The organism is Paraburkholderia solitsugae, from assembly GCF_013177695.1.
Lineage (GTDB): Bacteria > Pseudomonadota > Gammaproteobacteria > Burkholderiales > Burkholderiaceae > Paraburkholderia > Paraburkholderia solitsugae.
Window position 1 is genome coordinate 16,398 of sequence record NZ_WOEY01000102.1, and the last position, 19,468, is coordinate 35,865.

Below are 19,468 nucleotides of genomic sequence, written 5' to 3' on the forward strand. Positions count from 1 at the left end.
TTGTGTTTGTGACTCGCGCCGCACGCCGATAGTTCAGCGGCGGCGCGTTCCGGCAAATCACCGTTTGTTTATTGTTTGCTTATTGCTTCGTAAAGCGGATCACGGCGGTATCCACGCCCGCGTCGGACAGACGCTGACGGCTCGAATTCATATCCTCGAATTTCGAGAACGGCCCGATACGCACACGGTAGTACGTCACGCCGCCTGCATCGCGCTGTGTGACCTTCGATTCGAAACCCTGGAAGGCGAGACGCGCACGCTGCTGCTCGGCGTCGGCCGAGGTCTTGTAGGCACCCACTTGCAGGAAGTAGCCCGTGTTCGCGTCAGCCGCTGTTGGCGCCGCGCCTGAACCCGGCTTGGCGTTGGCAGTCGTGGTGGCCGTGCTCTTCGGCGCCGAGCCTGCCGCGGTGGCGGCCGGTGTGCTGGAGCTTTGCGGCTTTTTCACCGGTTCGGTGGCTGTGCCGGTGCCGTTATCCTGCGCGGGCTTCGGTGCGACTGCCGTGCCGTTCGTATTGCCGCTCGACGGTGGTACTTCGACGATCTGCGGCTCTTCCAGCATGCCGGATTGCGTCTGCGCGTTGGTCTGGCCCGGTGCGGTGTTCGGCGGCGCCGGTTGCGCGGCTTGCGGGACTGGCTGGCCCGGCGTCTTGCCTTGCAGCGGACGGTTCGGATCGTATTGCTGCGCCTGGCTCGCGCCGGTGTCAGGCGCCGTGGGCGGCGCGACCTTCGAAACGAACGGCGTAGGTGCACGGGTGATATACAGCGCCACCACTACCGCGATCGCGAGACCGACGATCAGGCCCAGCACGATGCCGAGAAAAGTCCCCCCGGTTTGTTTCGATTGCGATTGCTTTGTTGTGCGGCGTGGTTTTGCCATCGTATGAATCACCTGCAAAAAGAATCCTGGAACGGCCGTCGATTATAACGACGGCCGCGTGCATGTTGCGCCGGAGGACTTACATCTTGACGGGAGCGGAGACGCCAATCGTCGCGAGACCGTTGGCCAACACCTGACGCGTGGCCGCAAGCAGCGCGACGCGCGCATTGCGCTCGGCAGCGTCGTCGACCAGCACGCGTTCGGCTCTGTCATTGTAGAACGAGTGGAATTCCCCGGCGAGGTCGCGCAGATAGAATGCGACCGCGTGCGGCGCCAGTTCGTCGGCCGCGTGTTGCAGCATGTCCGGGAACTCGGCGAGCTTGTTCAGCAAGGCCATGGCGCGTTCGCTGGTAAGCGGCGACACGTCCACCTGGGCCAACGTGCTCTCGTCCGTGCTGTAGCGCGCCTTGCATTCCGCGATGACCGAGCAGATCCGCGCATGCGCATACTGCACGTAGTGCACCGGATTTTCGTCGTTTTGTTTCAACGCGAGATCGATGTCGAACACGAATTCCGTATCCGCCTTGCGCGAAATCAGGAAGAAGCGCACGGCGTCGCGGCCGCGGCGAATTGTCTCTTCGTCGATCAGGTCGACGGCGGCTTCCGAGCCCGGCATTGCGCCGCCCGACCATTCGATCAGGTCGCGCACCGTCACATAGCTGCCGGCGCGCTTCGAGATTTTCACCTCTTCGCCGTTGCGCATGACCGTGACCATCTTGTGCAGGATGTAGTCGGGATAGCCCTTCGGAATGCCGATGCCGAGACCTTGCAGGCCGGCGCGCACGCGCGCGATCGTGCCGTGGTGGTCCGAGCCCTGAATGTTGATGACCTTGGTGAAGCCGCGTTCCCACTTGGCGACGTGGTAGGCGACGTCCGGCACGAAGTACGTGTACGTGCCGTCGCTCTTGCGCATCACGCGGTCTTTGTCGTCGCCGTCGTCGGTGGTGCGCAGCCACAGCGCGCCTTCCTGTTCGTAGGTCTTGCCGGCGGCGATCAGCGCCTCGACGGTTTTCTCGACCCGGCCTTCCTTGTACAGCGACGACTCCAGGTAGTACTGGTCGAACTTCACGCCGAACGCCTGCAAGTCCATGTCCTGCTCGCGGCGCAGATACGCGACCGCGAAGCGGCGGATCGCGTCGAGGTCCTCGACGTCGCCCGCACCGGTCACCGGCTCGCCGTCGCTCGCGGCCACCGTGGCGCCGTTCAGATAGTCTTTTGCGATGTCGGCGATGTACTCGCCGTTGTACGCCGAGGCGGGCCAGCCTTCGTCGCCGGGGGCGAGGCCGCGCGCGCGCGCCTGGGTCGACACGGCAAGCGTGTGGATCTGCACGCCGGCGTCGTTGTAATAGAACTCGCGATGCACGTCATAGCCTTGGCTAGCCAGCACGTTCGAGAGCGCGTCGCCGAGCGCGGCCTGGCGGCCGTGGCCGACGTGCAGCGGGCCGGTCGGGTTGGCCGAGACGAATTCGATCAGCACATGCTGGCCGGCGTCGCGCTGCGAACGGCCGAAGGCATCCTTTTCAGCGAACACGGCGGCGATCACCGCCTGCTTGGCGGCGGCGGCGAGGCGCAGGTTGATGAAGCCGGGGCCGGCCACTTCGGCGGCATCCACGAGCCCCAAGGCCCGCGGCTGCGCGAGCAGCGCGTCGACGATCTGTTGCGCCAGCTGGCGCGGGTTGGCGCGCAGCGGCTTGGCGAGTTGCATCGCCACATTGCAGGCGACGTCGCCGTGCGCGGCCACTTTGGGACGCTCCAGCGTGATCGTGGGCGAGACGAAGGCGGCTTCGCTCGCGCCTTGGGTTGCTTCAGCAACCTGCTTCACCGTATCGGCGAGCAGTGTTTCGAGGGTAAGTTTATGTGCGGGCAGCATGCTTGTTGCGAGTCCAGTGAGGCAATCCGGTGATGCGGAAGAAGCGGCGGCCGCGCGCGAGACGCAGCCGATTCGTCAGAAGCGTGGAAAGCGGCGCTGCACCGGCCGGGACGCGCCGGGCACTTCGGGGCACGATCAGCCACGTTGCGCGCAACGCGGTTGGTGCGGTGCGCGGCGACATGCCGAGGCGCTTGCTGCTGCGGCCTGGCGCGGTAGCAAGCGATTGCGGCCAACCGGCCCAGCCACGCCACCTGCGCTACGCCGCGCGCGGCGCATTGCGGCACGCTTTTCCGTCCAGACGGATTTTAGCAGGTGCTAATATGTTCAATGAGATGCCCACTAAGAGGGCCGTGGCCGCCGTGCCTGATCGGCGTGTCAACGTAACGCGCGCCGGCGGCGGATGTCGAGCTGCCCACACGTCGATCCAACATAACGAAAAAGGGAACAGTCATGCTGATTACTTTCAAATGCCGGGCCTACCCGGATGTGGTGATGCTGGAGAATCTTGCCCAGTACCTCGTTGGCATTGTCGGCAAGCGCCTTGGTGAGCGTGGCGTGATCACGCACGACGAACTCGACGTTGCGATCACCAAGCTCGAAGCGGCAATCAGCGTCGACAAACAGGAACGTGCCGAGCACGAAGGCCATTTCCACGAAGGCGAAGACGGCCACGAACATCATGAGATTCCACCGGGACTCGCCCAGCGCGCGTTCCCGTTCCTCGACATGTTGCGCGCCGCGCAGAAGGAAAACCTGGATATCCTCTGGGGTCTCTGATTCCGGAGCGGTCCGACAGCGGTGGCGTTCACCGCGCTTGGGCGGCGCAGACCGTCACGCATCAATGCAAAGAGCCCGCATGAGCGGGCTCTTTGTCTTTCACGGGTCGTAACGGCCCGTCTGCCGAGCCTGCTTACTGGCTGGCGGCGTCCGCAGGGGCGGCCATCGGTGCCGACGCACCCTTCTTCATTTTCTGTTTCTTGGGCTTCTTGACGTGCTTCTCAGTGGGTGGCGAATACGAACTGACCGAGCTCGACGCGGCAGGGGCCGCGGGCTGGGCCAGCGCCACCGAGGCGCTTGCGGCGAGCGAAACAGCAGTCAATAACAGCGTCAGCTTCTTCATATGATTCTCTCCGTCGACGATTGCAATTAGATAAGCCGACGCGTTTTGGCCGCGTCTGGCGGGGTGAAACCAATTCAGTCTACAAAGCCGAAAATTACACTGCCGCAAATCTTCAGCCTAGCGTGCCCGATATAGTAGGTTTCCCGCCCCGCAAGGCTTACAGCAAAGGTGCGAGCGCGCGTTCAGCGTCTGTTTTCGACAACGACATGCGTTTTGCGTAGTCTTCCAGCTGGTCCTGGGCGATCTTGCCGACCGAGAAATAGGTGCTGTCCGGGTGGGCCAGGTAGAAGCCGGAGACGCTTGCCGCCGGCAGCATGGCGAGCGATTCGGTCACGCTCATGCCGATTTCAGGGGCTTGCAGTACGTCGAACATGTCGCGCTTCACCAGGTGATCCGGGCAGGCCGGATAGCCCGGCGCCGGGCGGATGCCGTGGTACTTTTCGGCGATCAGGTCGTCGTTCGAGAGGGTTTCGGTGTTCGCGTAGCCCCAGAGGTCGCGGCGCACGCGGGCATGCAGCGCTTCGGCGAAGGCTTCGGCGAAGCGGTCGGCGAGCGCCTTGAGCATGATCGCGCTGTAGTCGTCGTTATCCTTTTCGAACTGCTTTTCCTTCACGTCCACGCCCAGACCTGCTGTCACCGCGAACATGCCGATGTAGTCGGCCACGCCCGAATCCTTCGGTGCGATGAAGTCGGCGAGCGACCGGTTCGGCCGCATCACGCCGTCCACCACCGGCCGCACGCTTTGCTGGCGCAGGTTGCGCCACGTCAGCGCGACCTCTGAGCGCGATTCGTCGGTGTAGATTTCGATGTCGTCGTCGTTCACCGTGTTGGCCGGGAGCAGGCAGATCACGCCGTTAGCTTGCAGCCAGCGGCCCTGGATCAGGCGCGCGAGCATCGATTTGCCGTCCGAGAACACGCGGCGCGCCGATTCGCCGACAATCTCGTCGTTCAGGATCGCCGGGTACGGGCCGGCCAGGTCCCAGGTCTGGAAGAACGGACCCCAATCGATGTAGTTCGCCAGCTCGTTCAGATCGAAGTTCTTGAACACGCGGCGGCCGATGAACTTCGGCTTGACCGGCTGGTAACCGGCCCAATCAACCTTGGTCTTGTTTGCGCGGGCTTCGGCGAGCGTGACCATCGGCAGGGCTTTCTTGTTGGCGTGCTGGACGCGGATACGGTCGTAGTCGGCCTTCAGTTCGTCGACGTACTTCGCCGCACCTTCATCGGACAGCAGGCTCGACGCCACGGAGACCGAGCGCGACGCGTCCGGCACGTACACCACCGGGCCTTCGTAATGCGGTGCGATCTTCACGGCAGTGTGCACGCGCGAGGTGGTCGCGCCGCCGATCAGCAGCGGGATCTTCTTCACGCGGAAGTAGTCGTCGCGCTGCATTTCCGAGGCGACGTAGGCCATCTCTTCGAGGCTCGGCGTAATCAGGCCGGACAAGCCGATGATGTCCGCGCCCTCGACCTTCGCTTTGGCGAGAATGTCGTTGCACGACACCATCACGCCCATGTTGACCACTTCGAAGTTATTGCACTGAAGCACCACCGAAACGATGTTCTTGCCGATGTCGTGCACGTCGCCCTTCACCGTGGCGATGACGATCTTGCCCTTCGCGCGGACGTCGGCGCCGGCTTCGGCCATCAGCTTCTTTTCTTCCTCGATGTACGGGATCAGATGCGCGACCGCCTGCTTCATCACGCGTGCCGACTTCACGACCTGCGGCAGGAACATCTTGCCCTGACCGAACAGGTCGCCGACGACGTTCATGCCGTCCATCAGCGGGCCTTCGATCACACTGATCGGGCGGCCGCCGGCTGCGGCGATCTTCGCGCGTACTTCCTCGGTGTCTTCGACGATGAAGTTGGTGATGCCGTGAACCAGCGCGTGCGACAGACGCTTCTCGACGGGCTGGTTACGCCATTCGAGGTTCTCTTCCTTCTTCGCGGCGCCGGTCTTGAACTTGTCGGCGATTTCCAGCAGACGATCGGTGCCGTCTTCACGGCGGTTCAACACGACGTCTTCAACACGCTCGCGCAACTCCGGATCGAGATCGGCATATACGCCGAGCTGACCCGCGTTGACGATGCCCATGTCCATCCCCGCCTGAATCGCGTGATAGAGGAACACGGTGTGGATCGCCTCGCGCACCGGATCGTTGCCGCGGAACGAGAACGACACGTTCGACACGCCGCCGCTGATCTTCGCGTACGGCAGGTTTTCCTTGATCCAGCGCGTCGCGTTGATGAAGTCGACAGCGTAGTTGTTGTGCTCTTCGATACCGGTGGCAATCGCGAAGATGTTCGGATCGAAGATGATGTCTTCCGGTGGGAAGCCAACTTCGTTCACGAGGAAATCGTAGGAGCGCTTGCAGATCTCAGTCTTGCGCTTATACGTGTCGGCCTGGCCTTGTTCGTCAAAGGCCATCACCACCGCCGCCGCGCCGTAACGGCGGATCAGGTTCGCATGATGACGGAACGCTTCTTCGCCTTCCTTCAGCGAGATCGAGTTGACGATTGCCTTGCCTTGCACGCACTTCAGACCCGCTTCGATCACGTCCCACTTCGACGAGTCGATCATGATCGGCACGCGCGCGATGTCCGGCTCCGACGCGATCAGATTCATGAAGCGGACCATCGCCGCTTTCGAATCGAGCATGGCCTCGTCCATGTTCACGTCGATGATCTGCGCGCCGTTTTCAACCTGCTGCCGCGCGACCGCGATCGCGTCGTCGAACTGGTCGTTCAGGATCATTCGCGCGAACGCCTTCGAACCGGTCACGTTGGTGCGCTCACCGACGTTGATGAAGAGCGTTCCGGACGTGACGTTAAACGGCTCGAGGCCGGAAAGGCGCATGGTGTGATCGGTCATGGCGTAGGTGCGGTTCGGTTGCGTGCGATTACGTGCGGTTACGGGCGTCGGGTTCGATAGCGAAACAGCGGCGGAGCAGGGTCGAACTACCGGACTCAGGCTGCGTCGCGGTATTGAGTCGGCCATTGGCGCGGCTTTACTTCAGCCAGCGCCTTGGCAATCGCCGCAATATGCTCCGGCGTCGTGCCGCAGCAGCCGCCGGCGATATTCACGAGGCCTGCCTGCGCGAACTCCTTCAGCAATCCCGACGTATCCGCCGGCAATTCGTCGAAGCCCGTATCGCTCATCGGATTCGGCAAACCGGCGTTTGGATAGCACGACACATAGGTGTCGCACAGCTTCGCCAGCTCGGCGATATATGGGCGCATCAGCGCCGCGCCCAAGGCGCAGTTCAAACCGAAGGTGAGCGGTTTCGCGTGGCGCAGCGAGTTCCAGAAAGCCTCGACGGTTTGTCCCGAAAGAATCCGGCCCGATGCATCAGTGACGGTGCCCGAGATCATGATCGGCAGGCGCTCGCCGGTGTCTTCGAACAGCTCGTCCAGCGCGAATAGCGCGGCCTTCGCGTTGAGCGTGTCGAAGATCGTTTCGACGAGGAACAGATCGCAGCCGCCGTCGAGCAAGGCCTTGGCCTGCTCGTAGTACGCCGCGCGCAGTTCGTCGAACGTCACGTTGCGCGCACCCGGGTCGTTCACGTCAGGGGAAATGCTCGCCGTCTTCGGCGTCGGTCCGATTGCGCCGGCGACAAAGCGCGGCTTGTCGGGCGTCGAGTACTTGTCGCAGGCGGCGCGCGCCAGCTTCGCCGATTCGAGATTCATCTCGATGGCGAGGTTTTCCATCCCGTAGTCGGCCTGCGCAACCGTGGTGGCGCCGAACGTGTTGGTTTCGATGATATCCGCGCCCGCCGCGAGATACTGCTCGTGAATCTCGCCGATGATCTGCGGTTGCGTGATCGATAGCAACTCGTTGTTGCCCTTGATGTCGCGCCCGTAGTCCTTGAAGCGCTCGCCACGATAGCGGGATTCGTCGAGCTTGTAGCGCTGGATCATCGTGCCCATTGCGCCGTCCAGAATCAGGATGCGCGACTTGAGCAGCGCGGGCAGCGCCGTGCCGCGCGTGTAGGCGGCGTCGGGACGGACTGGCGTGGCGGATTGAGCAGGCTGGTTCATGGCGGACGAGGGCTTGCGCCGGCTTTTTCGGGAAACCTGTCATTGTAGCCGCAGTGGGGCGGTTCCGCCGGGCGCGGGCGCGCGCCGCGGCAACGACGGCTGCGGCCGTAGCGGAAACAAAATGACGAAAACAGGCGACAGAAACAAAACGGCCCAGTCAGGTGAAAGCCTGCTGGGCCGCGTTACTGCTGTAGACCGACTTGTAAAGGCCGCCGGCTAAGCCGGTCGGCGCGGTCGATACTTGTCGCCAAACCGTTACGTTAAATCCTTCAGTTAGTGAAGAATCACCGGTTGATGCATCAGGCTGTCGAACTGCCCGAGGAATTCGTCTACCTCATCCAGTGACGGTTCATCTTCGATCAGCTTTTGCACGTGCTCGCGGAAACTCGCCGCCATTGCACCGTCTATGTAGATTTCGCGCTGCATGTTCTTGTCCACGATCTCATAGCCTCCTGATTTCATGGCCAGCGGGCCTTCCTGCGGCGGAAACTCGACGACACAATAGTTGGGGCTGTTATAGATCATTTGCATGGCGACACTCCTTATTTCCGTTGGCTCCTGGCCATTCCTGCGCCATAGGTGGAGCTTGTGGTGTGGAATTCAAGGGGTGGGTCCGGATTGACGCTTGTAAAGTTCCGAACCTACCGGTTAGACCGGCTTTCCAAGAAACGTTTCAAGCAGTGCAGCAAAACGGTGAGATTGTTCGATGGGCGCGAGAGGAGCGGCATCGAGCAGTTCGAACTGTGCGCCTTCGATGGCGTCTTGCTATTACCGGCGTTGCAGCAGGTGGCGTGCCACGTATCGTGGCGGCCCACTACGGTCAACGTCGGGCGACGTACTGTTCCCAGCTTACCCCGTAGATCGAAATCGCGCAGGGCTTCGCATGCCATGGCGTAGCCTTCTGACAACGATGTGTTAATTCGTCGTTAAAGTTTCTGCGACCTGTTCGAGACCCTACTCGAGTTCAGGGCTTATCGGGCAGGTTGCCGGGAACGGTCGAATCGACCGGTGAAGCGGGGACGGTTTGCGGCGTCATCGCGGGTGCGTTGGTGGCGGGCGACGGGTTTGCCGGATTGCCGGGTGAGATAGTGCTACCGGTATCGGTGCCACCGGTACCAGTAGTGCTGCCGGCATCACTAGAACTGTCGGTTGGACTGCCGGTATCGTCTGCATTGAGCTTGCCGCGCCACACCAGTTCGAATTGCGTGCCGTTCGGCTCGGTCTGCATGATTCGCGCGGGCAGCCAGCCAAGCGACGGCGCGAGCCATACATCGATGCGGCGAAGATCGCCATCATGGCGAGGCAAGCGTCTAAAGTGGCGCGTCTCGAGGTAACCCTGCGCGGTGCGGATGGTCTCGTCGCCGATTGTCTCGATTGGCCAGTTCTCGCCGCTGTCGTTGTCGACCACGAAGAATTGCCGGGTCACGCCCGGTTTGTAGGCCCCAGGGTCGCCGCGCACGAGGCTGGCAAGCTGCATCACCATGCTGAAACGGTCCTGCGCGCCGTCGGGCAGCGGCAGCGTGGCCGGGGTGCGCGTGAAGACGATTTGTTTGTCGGTGCGATTGAAGATCGCCACGTCTTCCGGGCGACGGCCACGCTTTTCGATGTACTGATCCGGTGCTAGGCCAAAGGCGTCGATGCGGCCATGGCTCGAGTACACGAACGTGCCCACGAACGGCAGCGGCACGGAGACGACCATCTCGTAGTTTTGTGCGTTGCTGGTCCAGTGGATTGTGCCAGGCTGGTTGCGCACGCCGTTGTAGAACGTGTCGTACTGCAGCTCCCCGGATGGTGGAACGGAGAATTTCACACCTGCTGAAGCTTGCGGCGCGCTGGCGGCGGCGGGGGCGCTGGCCGTACTGGCGGCGGTCGCGCTCGCATTGGCGTTGACATTGGGGGTACTCGCTGCGGCCGATGCGCTCGCCGCGACATCCGATGCGGCCGTGACCGCGGGTGCCTGCTTGGCCGGCTGCGTCGCCGTCAGCACGTGTTCGCGCGGTTTGCTCGCGGCTGCTTTGTGCGCCGGAACGGGCGCCGCAGCGTGCGGCTCGTCGGTAGCGGGTTTGCGTTCGATACGTTCGGGTGTAAGCAGTGCAACCTGCACCGGGACATGCTCGTTGTCAGACGGATTCAGCGTGGCGCGGTTGCGCTCGACCCATTGCGCCGCAATCCAGTGCAGAACGGCCACCACCAGCAGAACCGCGAGCCATCGCCACACCCGCAAACCGGCGCGCGGCCCGGCGGGCGGCGTGCGATCAGAGCGGCGTGTGGTGGACGGTGATGACATCGGCAAATGAATTCGATCGGGCGGACGGTAAGGGGATTGGCGGAGGCACGTCCAGAGTCCCTGCGTGTCGGGAGCGGTGAAAGCCGACGGACCAGGGCGCTGAACGGGCAGCGCACGGTTTCGACCACCCGCCGACGAACGATGTTCCTGAACTCAGTTCATCAGCGTGGCGTCGCACTATACCCGAGCTCGTACGAGAGCTTTCGCGCACATTCGCGCAGCGCCGTATCGATCTCGCCGCCCCAGCTGATATCGAACGCGCCTTCGTGGCCGAGCGCGATCAATCCCAGCGCAAGATCGCCGGTCGAGTCGAACACCGGCATGCAGAACGCGTGGATGGTCGGCAGCAACATGCCTTCCACGCGCGCCGCTTCGTGCTGCCGCACTTCCGCGAGCACCCGTTCGACCTCTTCCCGTGTGCGCGGGCCGCTGATGTGCGACGCGCGGCGCGAATCAGCCAGTTCACGCTCGAGCATCGCGGCGGTCTTGCTTGACGGCAGATAGGCGGCAAACAGCAGGCCGGTGGCGGAACTGAGCAGCGGCATCACGTCGCCGAGCTTGAGCGATGCCTTGGCCGGATGACTCGATTCCATCCAGTGGACCATTGTCGGCCCCTGATTGCCCCACACCGCGATGCCCACCGTCAGGTCGAGCCGGTCGCGCAGTTCGGCAAGCGCAATGCGCGCGAGTTTCACGCCGTCGACGCGGGCGAGCCGCGCGAGCCCCAATTGCAACGCGAAGCCGCCCAGTTCGTAACGCCCCGACAGCGGGTCCTGCGCCACGACGCCAAGGCGCAGGAAGCTCACCAGATAGCGGTGCGCTTTCGCCGGGCTCATACCCGCACGCTGCGCCAGATCGCGCAGCATCATCGCGCGTGGTTCGTGGGTCAGCACGTCGAGCAATCTGAAACCGACTTCGATCGACTGGATGCCGGAGCGCAGCTTTTCCTCGCCGGTCTCGACGCTTTCGTCGTCGGATTCGGGCGCGTCGTGCGGTTCGGGCGGTTCAGCGGAGTCGGTGTCGGTGTGGATCGCGCCGGAGCGGGCAATTGGAGGCATGAGCGAGGCGCATGAAGCGCGTTAAAGGACAGTGAGATGCAACGGCACTTGGGCCGGGCCGATTCACCATCGTAGAATAGATTCCTTCTATCGTCACTAACGGCTCACTCCTCTATGAAACTTGCCACGCTGAAGGACGGCACGCGCGACGGTCAGCTGATCGTCGTGTCCCGCGACCTGCACACCGCGGCCGTCGCCGACGCGATCGCGCCCACCATGCAGCGCGTGCTCGACGACTGGGCCTTCTACGCGCCGCAACTGCAGGACCTGTACGACGCGCTCAACCAGGGCCGCGCGCGCAACACCTTCCCGTTCGACGCCAGGGAATGCATGGCACCGCTGCCGCGCGCGTTCCAGTGGGCCGACGGTTCGTCGTACGTGAACCATGTCGAACTGGTGCGCCGGGCGCGCGGCGCGGAAATGCCGCCGGAATTCTGGACGGACCCACTCATGTACCAAGGTGGCAGCGACGACTTCATCGGCCCGAAAGACGATGTGCTGTGCGCATCGGAAGAATTCGGCATCGACTTCGAAGCGGAAGTGGCCGTGATCACCACCGACGTGCCGATGGGCGCCACCCCCGATCAGGCGCTCAGGAGCGTGCGTCTGGTGACGCTCGTCAACGATGTCTCGCTGCGCAATCTGATCCCCGCGGAACTCGCGAAGGGTTTCGGCTTTTTCCAGAGCAAGCCGGCCACGTCGTTCGCGCCGGTCGCGGTGACGCCCGACGAACTCGGCGAGAGCTGGCGCGAAGGGCGCGTGCACCGGCCGATGATCGTCCACTGGAACAGCAAGAAGGTCGGCCAACCCGACGCCGGCACCGACATGGTGTTCCACTTCGGCCAACTGATCTCGCACGCGGCGAAGACGCGCAATCTGCGCGCCGGCGCGATTGTCGGCTCGGGCACGGTGTCGAACAAGGACGCGAAGCGCGGCTATTGCTGCATCGCTGAAAAGCGCTGCCTCGAGACCATCGAGCACGGCGCGCCGCAAACTGAGTTCATGAAGTTCGGCGATACCGTGAAGATCGAGATGTTCGACGAAGCAGGCAAGTCGATTTTCGGGGCGATCGATCAGGGTATCGCGCCGCTGGATTAAGGCGGCGGTTTCGTGCAGTACGCGGTATCAGGACCGCGTCTGTGCGAGCTTTGTCGTCTAACGAAAGGGTTTCGCCCGATGCCGACCCCACAACACGCCGCTACACTGACTGGCGCGGCGGCGGCCTCGGGATAGCGGCTGTCCGTTGATCGCGAAACCAGTGCGAAACGAACGCAAACCCGCACGCAAGCAGGACACAAGCAGGACACAAGCAGCCCATCCGCGGACCATCAAAACGAAAAACCGACGTGAGGAGACAGCATGCCGCGATTTGAATCCCTTGAACGAGGAACCCGGCGCGCTCGTGCATCGAGCCTGCGCGCCACACCATCGCGGCGCGGGTTCGCCCGTTTCGCCGCCGCGCTGTGTGCCGCGCTACCCGGCATCGCCCTCGCGCAGGTGAAGATCGGCCTCGTGCTGTCGCTGACCGGGCCGGCCGCGTCGCTCGGCATTCCCGCGCGCGACACTGCCACGCTGCTGCCCAAACAGATCGGCGGGCAGAGCGTCGAATACATCGTGCTCGACGACGCGTCCGACACCACGCAATCCGTACAGGACACCAAGAAGCTGATCTCCGAGAATCACGTCGACGCGATCATCGGCTCGTCGATCACGCCGAATTCGCTCGCGATGATCGACGTGGTTGCCGATGGTGAAACACCCATGATCTCGCTGGCCTCGTCGGCGAAAATCATCGAACCCGTGGATGCGAAACGCCACTGGGTCTTCAAGACCCCGCAGACCGACGCGATGATGGCCTCGGCGATTGCCGAGCACGCCAGTACGCACGGCGTCAAAACGATCGCGTTCATCGGCCAGGCCGACGCGCTCGGCGAAACCTTTTACGCCGAAGTCGCGAAGTTCGCGCAACTGCATCACATCAACGTGGTGGCGAGCGAACGCTTCAATCGTACCGATCCGAGCGTGACCGGCCAGGTCCTGAAGATTCTCGCGACCCATCCGGATGCGGTGGTGGTCGGCGCGGCCGGCACGCCCGCCGCGCTGCCGCCTAAGACACTCAGGGAGCGCGGCTACAAAGGGCTGATCTATCACAATCATGGCGTCGGCAATAACGACTTCCTACGTGTATGCGGCGTCGACTGCAACGGCACGTTCCTGCCCGCGAGCCCGGTGCTGGTCGCCGCGCAATTGCCGGCGGATCATCCGGCCAAACGTCTCGCGCTCGACTACATCGCGCGCTTCGAGGCATTGCGCGGACCGGGCAGCGTGTCGGCGTTCGGGTCGTACACATGGGACGCCGGCATGCTGCTCAGCAACGCAGTGCCGATCGCGCTTAAGACGGCCGCGCCTGGCACGCCAGAATTTCGCCGTGCGTTGCGCGATGCGCTGGAAGCGACGCATGGTCTCGCGGACACCAACGGCGTGGTCAACATGAGCGCCACAGATCACCTCGGACTCGATCAACGGGCGCGTGTGATGGTCGAAATCGAGAACGCGAAGTGGGTTTATCAGCCGCATTGAAATTGCGCCGGTTTTGCGCTGATATAGCGCGGAATGTACCGAATGTGCCCTTGGGGCGACGGTTTCAACAGACACACCGATAGACGGATTGCTCACCATGTCTCAGGCACCACACAGTAACGACGCGTTTTACGCGCACTACCAGTCGCTGCAATTGCACCGCCATCCGCACGGCGTGCTCGAGGTCGTGATGAGCGGCGAGGGTGCGAACAAAAGTGGGCTCGCCACCGCTAACGCGCGGATGCACTTCGAACTCGCCGAAATCTGGCGCGATATCGATCGGGATCCCGACACGCGTGTCGCGATCATTCGCGGCGAGGGCAAGGGCTTTTCAGCCGGTGGCGACCTGCAACTGGTCGAAGACATGGCGACCGATTTCGATGTCCGCGCACGCGTGTGGCGCGAGGCGCGCGATCTGGTCTACAACGTGATCAATTGCAGCAAGCCGATTGTCTCGGCGATGCACGGTCCGGCAGTCGGCGCGGGGCTCGTGGCCGGGCTGCTCGCCGATATCTCGATCGCGACGAAGTCGGCGCGGATTATCGACGGCCACACGCGTTTGGGCGTTGCCGCCGGCGATCACGCGGCCATCGTCTGGCCGCTCCTGTGCGGCATGGCGAAGGCCAAGTATTACCTGCTGCTGTGCGAGCCGGTGAGCGGCGAAGAGGCTGAGCGGATTGGTCTCGTGTCGCTCGCCGTCGACGAAAATGATCTGCTGCCCAAAGCATTCGAAGTTGCGCAAAAACTGGCCAACGGTTCGCAAACGGCAATTCGCTGGACCAAGTACGCGCTGAACAACTGGCTGCGCTCGGCGGGACCGGCGTTCGATACGTCGCTGGCACTGGAATTCATGGGTTTCGCCGGGCCGGATGTGCGCGAAGGCGTGAACTCGCTGCGCGAGCGGCGCGCACCGGATTTTGGCGGCGCGGACCCGTGGAGTGGACCGCCGCAGCAGACGCCGGGCGGTGGCGCCTCGGGCGGTGAGCGTTCCTGAAATCGAAGACCGGCGCGTATCGCGCAAAGCCCCGCCGGTCGGCACGTGAGGTGCTGCGCGAGCGAGGCGAACAGCAGTCCAAATCAGGCGCGGTTCGCAGTTCCACGCGCGGTATGATCGAATCCAGACGCGCGCGGGATGGCGCTCATTTCCTTCCCTTTATGCAGCGAGGCGACAAGCATGACCGATACACCTGGCACCACGCCGCCCTTTCCCGGCTTTCCCGGTTTTCCGCCCGCTGAAATGCTCGAACGCATGTGGGGCATGATGCGCCTGTCGCCGTTCGGCTCCGCGTTTTCGGGCTCGCAGGCTGGCAGCAGCCTCGGGCCCTCGCTGTCGATGATGTCCGACATGATGGCGCCGCTTACGAACGTCGAAGAACTCGACAAGCGCATCACCGATATGCGAGCGGTCGAGCAGTGGCTCAAACTGAATCTGAACATGCTGCAGTCCGCCATTCAGGCGCTCGAAGTGCAGCGTGCAACGCTCGCGACACTGCGTGCGTTCGGCGCGTTCGCGCAGTCGTCGATGGCGCAGCCGGCTTCCGCGGCTGCTGAGCCGAGTCCCGCGGCGACCGGCTGGCCGCATCCACAAGCCGCTTCGGGTTCGACCAGCGCGAGTTCATCGGCCGCCGCCGAGCCGGCCAATGACGAAGGCGAAGGCGACGCCGCCGCGACGCCGCCGTTCGACGCCTCCGCCTGGTGGAATCTGCTGCAATCGCAGTTCAATCAGATCGCCCAGTTTGCGATGACACCGCCCACCGCGGCGGCTGCGGCATCTGCCGGGTCGGCGCCGGACGCGTCGGAAGGCGCGGCGAGCGCTTCGGCATCGGCAGGGGAAGCGGCTGACGCGCCGGGTGAAGCCGGCACAGACGCGGCGGCCGCAACCAAACGGCCGGCTGCGAAGCGGGCCTCGACGTCAACTTCAACGTCGACCAAGCGCGAAAGCAGTTCGGGCGCCGGTCCGCGGGCGACGAAAAAGCCTGGTTAACGGCAGGAATGAAACGGGGCAGCCCGACCCACGCGGCGACGGGGCAAAACCTGACGGAGCGGCGAGGCAAACGGAATGAATTCGCCGCCTGTCATGGTTTTGACCCCGATCGTCGGCCACACTCGGCGAATCGGGCCGTTTATTGAGAGAGATCAATCAGACGCTGGAATGGCGTCTGCCAACGCACGGGATCCGTAAAGTCAGCGTGCTATCATTGTGTAAGCTTTATCTTCTGGCTTTTGGGCGTGCACTGAAAACAACCAATCCAGCCGCCCTTGCTTCATTCGCCTCCGGAAATCCCGGTGCGGGGCTGGACGGTGCGGGTTCATCGCAAGCCGGCTCGACCTCAGGCATAGGGTATCCCTCACCCACGGTTGGCCGCGTAGCGCGTAACGTCTAGTTGCGGCGCCGCGCAAACGCGTGGACTTCTTTGCTGCCCGGTGCATCTGGGCGGCCGATTACCGCGTAAAATTGAATGCTTGGCCGATAAACGAGGCACAAAACAGTGCGTTTCGTTCGTCATCAGCAAAAGTGCTACACGAAGTAGTGACAGACACAGACAGTATGCGCAGAACAGGGGTGGGACTATGAACACCATGCTTTATCCGGAACTTTATAAATCGCTCGAATCCGTTCGATGGGACATGGAGAAAGACATTCCCTGGGACAAGTTCGATGCATCGCTATTGACCGACGAGCAGGCCGCGACGATCAAGATGAACGCGATCACCGAATGGTCGGCGTTGCCCGCCACGGAAATGTTCCTCCGTGATAACCATCACGACAGCGATTTCTCCGCATTCATGAGCGTGTGGTTCTTCGAAGAACAGAAGCATTCGCTGGTGCTGATGGAATATCTGCGCCGTTTCAAGCCGGAAATGTGCCCGACCGAAGAAGAACTGCACGCCGTGCGCTTCGAATTCGATCCCGCGCCGCCGCTCGAAACGCTGATGCTGCACTTCTGCGGCGAAATCCGCCTGAATCACTGGTACCGCCGTGCTGCCGAATGGCACACCGAGCCGGTCATCAAGGCCATCTACGAAACCATTTCGCGCGACGAAGCGCGTCATGGTGGCGCGTATCTGCGCTACATGAAGAAAGCGATGGTGCAAACCGGCGACATCGCGCGCGCTGCGTTCGCCAAGATCGGCGTCCTGATGGCATCGGCGCGCCGCACGGAAAAGCCGCTGCATCCGACTAACCTGCACGTGAATCAGGCGCTGTTCCCGCGCGACACGATTCAATCGCGTCTGCCGGATCCGGAGTGGCTCGAACGCTGGCTCGACGAGCAGATCCGTTTCGACGACGGCTGGGAAAAGAAAGTGGTTGAGCGGATTCTGCATAACCTGTCGATTCTGTTCGAGCGCACGTTCAATACCGCGCAGGAATTGAACCGTTATCGCAAGGAAGTCGTCGCGCGCTTGCAGGCCGATCAGAAATCGGCTGAACAGCCGGCTTGATGGATTCTGGTGCGCGGGTTTGAGGCTGCGGCGTTGAATCTGCGGGTTTAAGTCCGCTGGGTTTAAGTCCGATCCGGCGCTCGCGCCACGGACTGGTTTTACAGTTTCAGGAACGGCCCGGCAGGCGTGAGCTTGCTGGGCCGTTTTGCTTCATGCCGTTCGCCGTGTATCGTGGCGGCACTTCTTTTTTCTTTGCGACTCCATCATGGCCGCCACTTTTGAACGCAAGATTTTTACGCGCGATGCGCTGGTGAAGCTTCGTGCTTCGATGCCTGCACCGGTTGTATTTACCAACGGAGTGTTCGACATCTTGCATCGCGGGCATGTGACTTATCTTGCCGACGCCAAAGCGCTCGGCGCTTGCCTGATTGTCGGCGTCAATAGCGATGCTTCCGTGCGCATGCTAGGCAAAGGGGATGACCGGCCGATCAATAACGAGGCTGACCGCATGGCTTTGCTGGCGGCGCTGGAGAGCGTCGATTACGTGGTTTGCTTTGGCGAGAAGACGCCGGTGGAACTGATTTCGGCACTGCGGCCGGATGTGCTCGTCAAAGGCGGCGATTACGACATGGATGCGTTGCCGGAGTCGGCCATTGTGCGCGGATGGGGTGGGAAGGCTTTGGCGATTCCCTTCGAACATGACCGGTCGACCAGCGCGCTGCTGAAGAAGGTTCGTACGCAGGGGTAATCGTTACTGCGGCAGCGCCGATGCAGCGATCGGCGGCGTGGGCGCCGGGCCGCCTACGACCGCCTGGTCGGCGGCTTCGGCAGCTGTGACGGGTTGCACCTTCAGCCACTCTGCATGGAACTGGCGGTTCAGATGGTTAGGCTCGCGGCCGCCGGCTGTGGGTGTCGGGCCGAATACGCCGCGCATCGCGACGAATGCCAGCATGTTGGCAAGAAACAATATGGCGATCAGCCAGCGCAGCATCGTTAGTATTCCCCGTCCATAAGTTCTGCCGCCGTTATCCGTCGGGTCGCGACTCAGGCGTTGCGTTCCATCGCACGTTCGGCGGCAATCAGCGCAAGCCCTGACAACACCAGCGAATCGTGGCGAGTATGCGGCACTTTTAGCGCACTTGTCACTTCGTCCACGGCGCCGCCGCTCACCACCAGGCGCACCGGCACCTGCCATTCCTCCTGCAAGTCACGCCACATCCGCTCGATCAGCCCGGCTTGCGCCAACGTGCATCCGGCTGACAACGAGCGCGGCGTATCGGTCGCGAAGAACGGGCCGTGGCGTTCTCGATCGGACGTGGCGTTCGCATCGAGCAAGCCGCGCGCCGCGTTGGCGTCGAGCGTCGGCAGTTGTGCCGTGTGCTCGCCTAGCGAGCGCATCATCAAGGTCCAGCCCGGCGCAATCAGGCCGCCGACAAAGCAACCGTCCGCACGCAACGCTTCAAGCGTGGTCGCCGTGCCGAACGTCGCAATGAGCAGATTCTCGCCGGGAAACGCCGCGTGTGCCCCAATCAGGCCGGCCCAACGATCGCTGCCGAGTGCATGCGGCGTCGTGTAGCTATTGGTCACGCCGCATTGCTGCGCGCAGGCGCGGATCGTCGTGCGCGGCAGTTGCGGCCAGTGGGCGTCGAGTAGCGCGGTAATCCGTGCCGCGACACTTTCGCCCGCGACGTTCGATAACCATGCGCCACCTGGCGCCGGCAGAGTCGACCAGTCAGGCTGGTCAGCGCCGCCGTGCGCGAGCGCGCCGGCCGCGATTTGCGTACCGTCCGGCTGTACCAGCGCCCACTTGATACGGCTATTGCCCGCGTCGATCAACAGATAAGGCGCGCCGCTCGTCATGCCGCACCGTCGGCCAGACGCAGCGAAACGTCACCGGTCGCGACGGTTAAACGCCCGGCAGCCGTGTTGAGCAGCAGTTGCCCGCGCTCGTCCACACCCGCCGCCACGCCGCGCGCCAACTCTTTACCTTGTTCGAGCAAAACGACTTCGCGGCCCGCGTAAGCGTGCACGGCATTCCAGCGCGCCTGGAACGGCGCGAAGCCTTCAGCGCCGAAGCGCTGCAACGCGGGTTCGAGCGCGTTCAGTTCCGCCGCCAGCGTATCGGTGAGGTTCGCGTTCGGCAGGGCGCGTTGCAGCGCGGTCGGCACGGTGCCGCGCGCTTGCGCCGGCACGTCGGCGTTCAGCGCGCCAACCTTGGCGGCGAGCTCCTCCGCGCCCTTCACATTGGTGC

General features: G+C 63.1%; 17 protein-coding genes and 2 pseudogenes. 7 read left to right on the plus strand and 12 right to left on the minus strand.

Annotated elements, in window-relative coordinates; genetic code table 11:
• Window positions 1-79: 79 nt before the first annotated feature.
• Window positions 80-895 (minus strand): SPOR domain-containing protein, encoded by an 816-nt coding sequence (locus GNZ12_RS26280; RefSeq protein ID WP_172315126.1) that lies wholly within the window; start codon window positions 893-895, stop codon window positions 80-82.
• Window positions 896-956: 61 nt separating this feature from the next.
• Complete coding sequence (argS, locus tag GNZ12_RS26285) at window positions 957-2,747, minus strand: arginine--tRNA ligase (RefSeq protein WP_172315127.1); 1,791 nt, start codon at window positions 2,745-2,747, stop codon at window positions 957-959.
• Window positions 2,748-3,197: 450 nt separating this feature from the next.
• On the opposite strand from argS, the gene GNZ12_RS26290 reads away from it, so the two are divergent.
• Window positions 3,198-3,524 (plus strand): DUF1840 domain-containing protein, encoded by a 327-nt coding sequence (locus tag GNZ12_RS26290; RefSeq protein ID WP_172171068.1) that lies wholly within the window; start codon window positions 3,198-3,200, stop codon window positions 3,522-3,524.
• Between the two features lie 133 nt (window positions 3,525-3,657).
• Here GNZ12_RS26290 and GNZ12_RS26295 read toward each other — a convergent pair whose 3' ends face one another.
• From GNZ12_RS26295 to GNZ12_RS26320, 7 genes and pseudogenes are all read right to left on the minus strand, one after another.
• The gene (locus tag GNZ12_RS26295; protein ID WP_172315128.1) at window positions 3,658-3,867 is read right to left on the minus strand and encodes an acid-shock protein; all 210 of its coding nucleotides are present in this window, start codon (window positions 3,865-3,867) and stop codon (window positions 3,658-3,660) included.
• A gap of 157 nt (window positions 3,868-4,024) precedes the next feature.
• Window positions 4,025-6,868 (minus strand): methionine synthase, encoded by a 2,844-nt coding sequence (metH, locus tag GNZ12_RS26300; protein WP_407947733.1) that lies wholly within the window; start codon window positions 6,866-6,868, stop codon window positions 4,025-4,027.
• Window positions 6,838-7,908: a homocysteine S-methyltransferase family protein gene (locus GNZ12_RS26305; RefSeq protein WP_172315130.1), complete on the minus strand. Its 1,071-nt coding sequence runs from the start codon at window positions 7,906-7,908 to the stop codon at window positions 6,838-6,840. Before GNZ12_RS26305 ends, metH begins: the two co-directional genes overlap by 31 nt.
• Window positions 7,909-8,181: 273 nt before the next feature.
• Window positions 8,182-8,439, minus strand: a complete 258-nt coding sequence (locus tag GNZ12_RS26310) for a BTH_I0359 family protein (protein ID WP_028198981.1) — start codon at window positions 8,437-8,439, stop codon at window positions 8,182-8,184.
• A 117-nt stretch (window positions 8,440-8,556) separates the two neighbouring features.
• Window positions 8,557-8,816: pseudogene (locus GNZ12_RS45355) on the minus strand (3-oxoadipate enol-lactonase); the annotation flags it as partial.
• A gap of 56 nt (window positions 8,817-8,872) precedes the next feature.
• Window positions 8,873-10,195, minus strand: coding sequence for a DUF3108 domain-containing protein (locus GNZ12_RS26315; protein ID WP_172315131.1), 1,323 nt, complete (start codon window positions 10,193-10,195; stop codon window positions 8,873-8,875).
• A 161-nt stretch (window positions 10,196-10,356) separates the two neighbouring features.
• Window positions 10,357-11,253, minus strand: coding sequence for an IclR family transcriptional regulator (locus tag GNZ12_RS26320; RefSeq protein ID WP_172315132.1), 897 nt, complete (start codon window positions 11,251-11,253; stop codon window positions 10,357-10,359).
• Window positions 11,254-11,367: 114 nt separating this feature from the next.
• Between GNZ12_RS26320 and GNZ12_RS26325 the strand changes: the two genes are divergently transcribed.
• The 6 genes from GNZ12_RS26325 (at window position 11,368) to rfaE2 (ending at window position 17,965) form a co-directional block, all read left to right on the plus strand.
• Complete coding sequence (locus GNZ12_RS26325) at window positions 11,368-12,351, plus strand: fumarylacetoacetate hydrolase family protein (protein ID WP_172315133.1); 984 nt, start codon at window positions 11,368-11,370, stop codon at window positions 12,349-12,351.
• Window positions 12,352-12,612: 261 nt separating this feature from the next.
• Window positions 12,613-13,833 carry an ABC transporter substrate-binding protein gene (locus GNZ12_RS26330; RefSeq protein WP_172315134.1) on the plus strand — a complete coding sequence of 407 codons (1,221 nt, stop codon included), beginning with the start codon at window positions 12,613-12,615 and terminating at the stop codon, window positions 13,831-13,833.
• Window positions 13,834-13,930: 97 nt separating this feature from the next.
• Entirely contained in the window at window positions 13,931-14,827 is an 897-nt protein-coding gene (locus tag GNZ12_RS26335; protein ID WP_172315135.1) for an enoyl-CoA hydratase/isomerase family protein, read from the plus strand.
• A gap of 180 nt (window positions 14,828-15,007) precedes the next feature.
• Window positions 15,008-15,817: a PhaM family polyhydroxyalkanoate granule multifunctional regulatory protein gene (locus GNZ12_RS26340; protein ID WP_172315136.1), complete on the plus strand. Its 810-nt coding sequence runs from the start codon at window positions 15,008-15,010 to the stop codon at window positions 15,815-15,817.
• Window positions 15,818-16,404: 587 nt separating this feature from the next.
• Window positions 16,405-17,277, plus strand: a complete 873-nt coding sequence (locus GNZ12_RS26345) for a ferritin family protein (protein ID WP_028198988.1) — start codon at window positions 16,405-16,407, stop codon at window positions 17,275-17,277.
• Window positions 17,278-17,482: 205 nt separating this feature from the next.
• Window positions 17,483-17,965, plus strand: coding sequence for a D-glycero-beta-D-manno-heptose 1-phosphate adenylyltransferase (gene rfaE2 / locus GNZ12_RS26350; protein ID WP_172315137.1), 483 nt, complete (start codon window positions 17,483-17,485; stop codon window positions 17,963-17,965).
• Window positions 17,966-17,968: 3 nt separating this feature from the next.
• Here rfaE2 and GNZ12_RS26355 read toward each other — a convergent pair whose 3' ends face one another.
• The 3 genes and pseudogenes from GNZ12_RS26355 to GNZ12_RS26365 all read right to left on the minus strand — a co-directional run.
• The gene (locus tag GNZ12_RS26355) at window positions 17,969-18,208 is read right to left on the minus strand and encodes a hypothetical protein (RefSeq protein ID WP_074285599.1); all 240 of its coding nucleotides are present in this window, start codon (window positions 18,206-18,208) and stop codon (window positions 17,969-17,971) included.
• A 53-nt stretch (window positions 18,209-18,261) separates the two neighbouring features.
• Window positions 18,262-19,077, minus strand: a complete 816-nt coding sequence (locus GNZ12_RS26360; RefSeq protein WP_172315138.1) for a type III pantothenate kinase — start codon at window positions 19,075-19,077, stop codon at window positions 18,262-18,264.
• Window positions 19,074-19,468, minus strand: a pseudogene (locus GNZ12_RS26365) (biotin--[acetyl-CoA-carboxylase] ligase); the annotation flags it as partial. The gene GNZ12_RS26360 and the pseudogene GNZ12_RS26365, both read right to left, overlap by 4 nt.

Bases quoted from the DNA above. Each gene is read 5' to 3' on its own strand.
- GNZ12_RS26360 (WP_172315138.1), bottom strand. From the start codon at position 19,077: ATGACGAGCGGCGCGCCTTATCTGTTGATCGACGCGGGCAATAGCCGT.
- GNZ12_RS26355 (WP_074285599.1), bottom strand. From the start codon at position 18,208: ATGCTGCGCTGGCTGATCGCCATATTGTTTCTTGCCAACATGCTGGCA.
- GNZ12_RS26345 (WP_028198988.1), top strand. From the start codon at position 16,405: ATGAACACCATGCTTTATCCGGAACTTTATAAATCGCTCGAATCCGTT.
- GNZ12_RS26330 (WP_172315134.1), top strand. From the start codon at position 12,613: ATGCCGCGATTTGAATCCCTTGAACGAGGAACCCGGCGCGCTCGTGCA.
- GNZ12_RS26310 (WP_028198981.1), bottom strand. From the start codon at position 8,439: ATGCAAATGATCTATAACAGCCCCAACTATTGTGTCGTCGAGTTTCCG.
- GNZ12_RS26295 (WP_172315128.1), bottom strand. From the start codon at position 3,867: ATGAAGAAGCTGACGCTGTTATTGACTGCTGTTTCGCTCGCCGCAAGC.
- GNZ12_RS26335 (WP_172315135.1), top strand. From the start codon at position 13,931: ATGTCTCAGGCACCACACAGTAACGACGCGTTTTACGCGCACTACCAG.
- GNZ12_RS26325 (WP_172315133.1), top strand. From the start codon at position 11,368: ATGAAACTTGCCACGCTGAAGGACGGCACGCGCGACGGTCAGCTGATC.
- argS (WP_172315127.1), bottom strand. From the start codon at position 2,747: ATGCTGCCCGCACATAAACTTACCCTCGAAACACTGCTCGCCGATACG.
- metH (WP_407947733.1), bottom strand. From the start codon at position 6,868: ATGGCCGACTCAATACCGCGACGCAGCCTGAGTCCGGTAGTTCGACCC.
- GNZ12_RS26305 (WP_172315130.1), bottom strand. From the start codon at position 7,908: ATGAACCAGCCTGCTCAATCCGCCACGCCAGTCCGTCCCGACGCCGCC.
- GNZ12_RS26290 (WP_172171068.1), top strand. From the start codon at position 3,198: ATGCTGATTACTTTCAAATGCCGGGCCTACCCGGATGTGGTGATGCTG.
- rfaE2 (WP_172315137.1), top strand. From the start codon at position 17,483: ATGGCCGCCACTTTTGAACGCAAGATTTTTACGCGCGATGCGCTGGTG.
- GNZ12_RS26315 (WP_172315131.1), bottom strand. From the start codon at position 10,195: ATGTCATCACCGTCCACCACACGCCGCTCTGATCGCACGCCGCCCGCC.
- GNZ12_RS26320 (WP_172315132.1), bottom strand. From the start codon at position 11,253: ATGCCTCCAATTGCCCGCTCCGGCGCGATCCACACCGACACCGACTCC.
- GNZ12_RS26340 (WP_172315136.1), top strand. From the start codon at position 15,008: ATGACCGATACACCTGGCACCACGCCGCCCTTTCCCGGCTTTCCCGGT.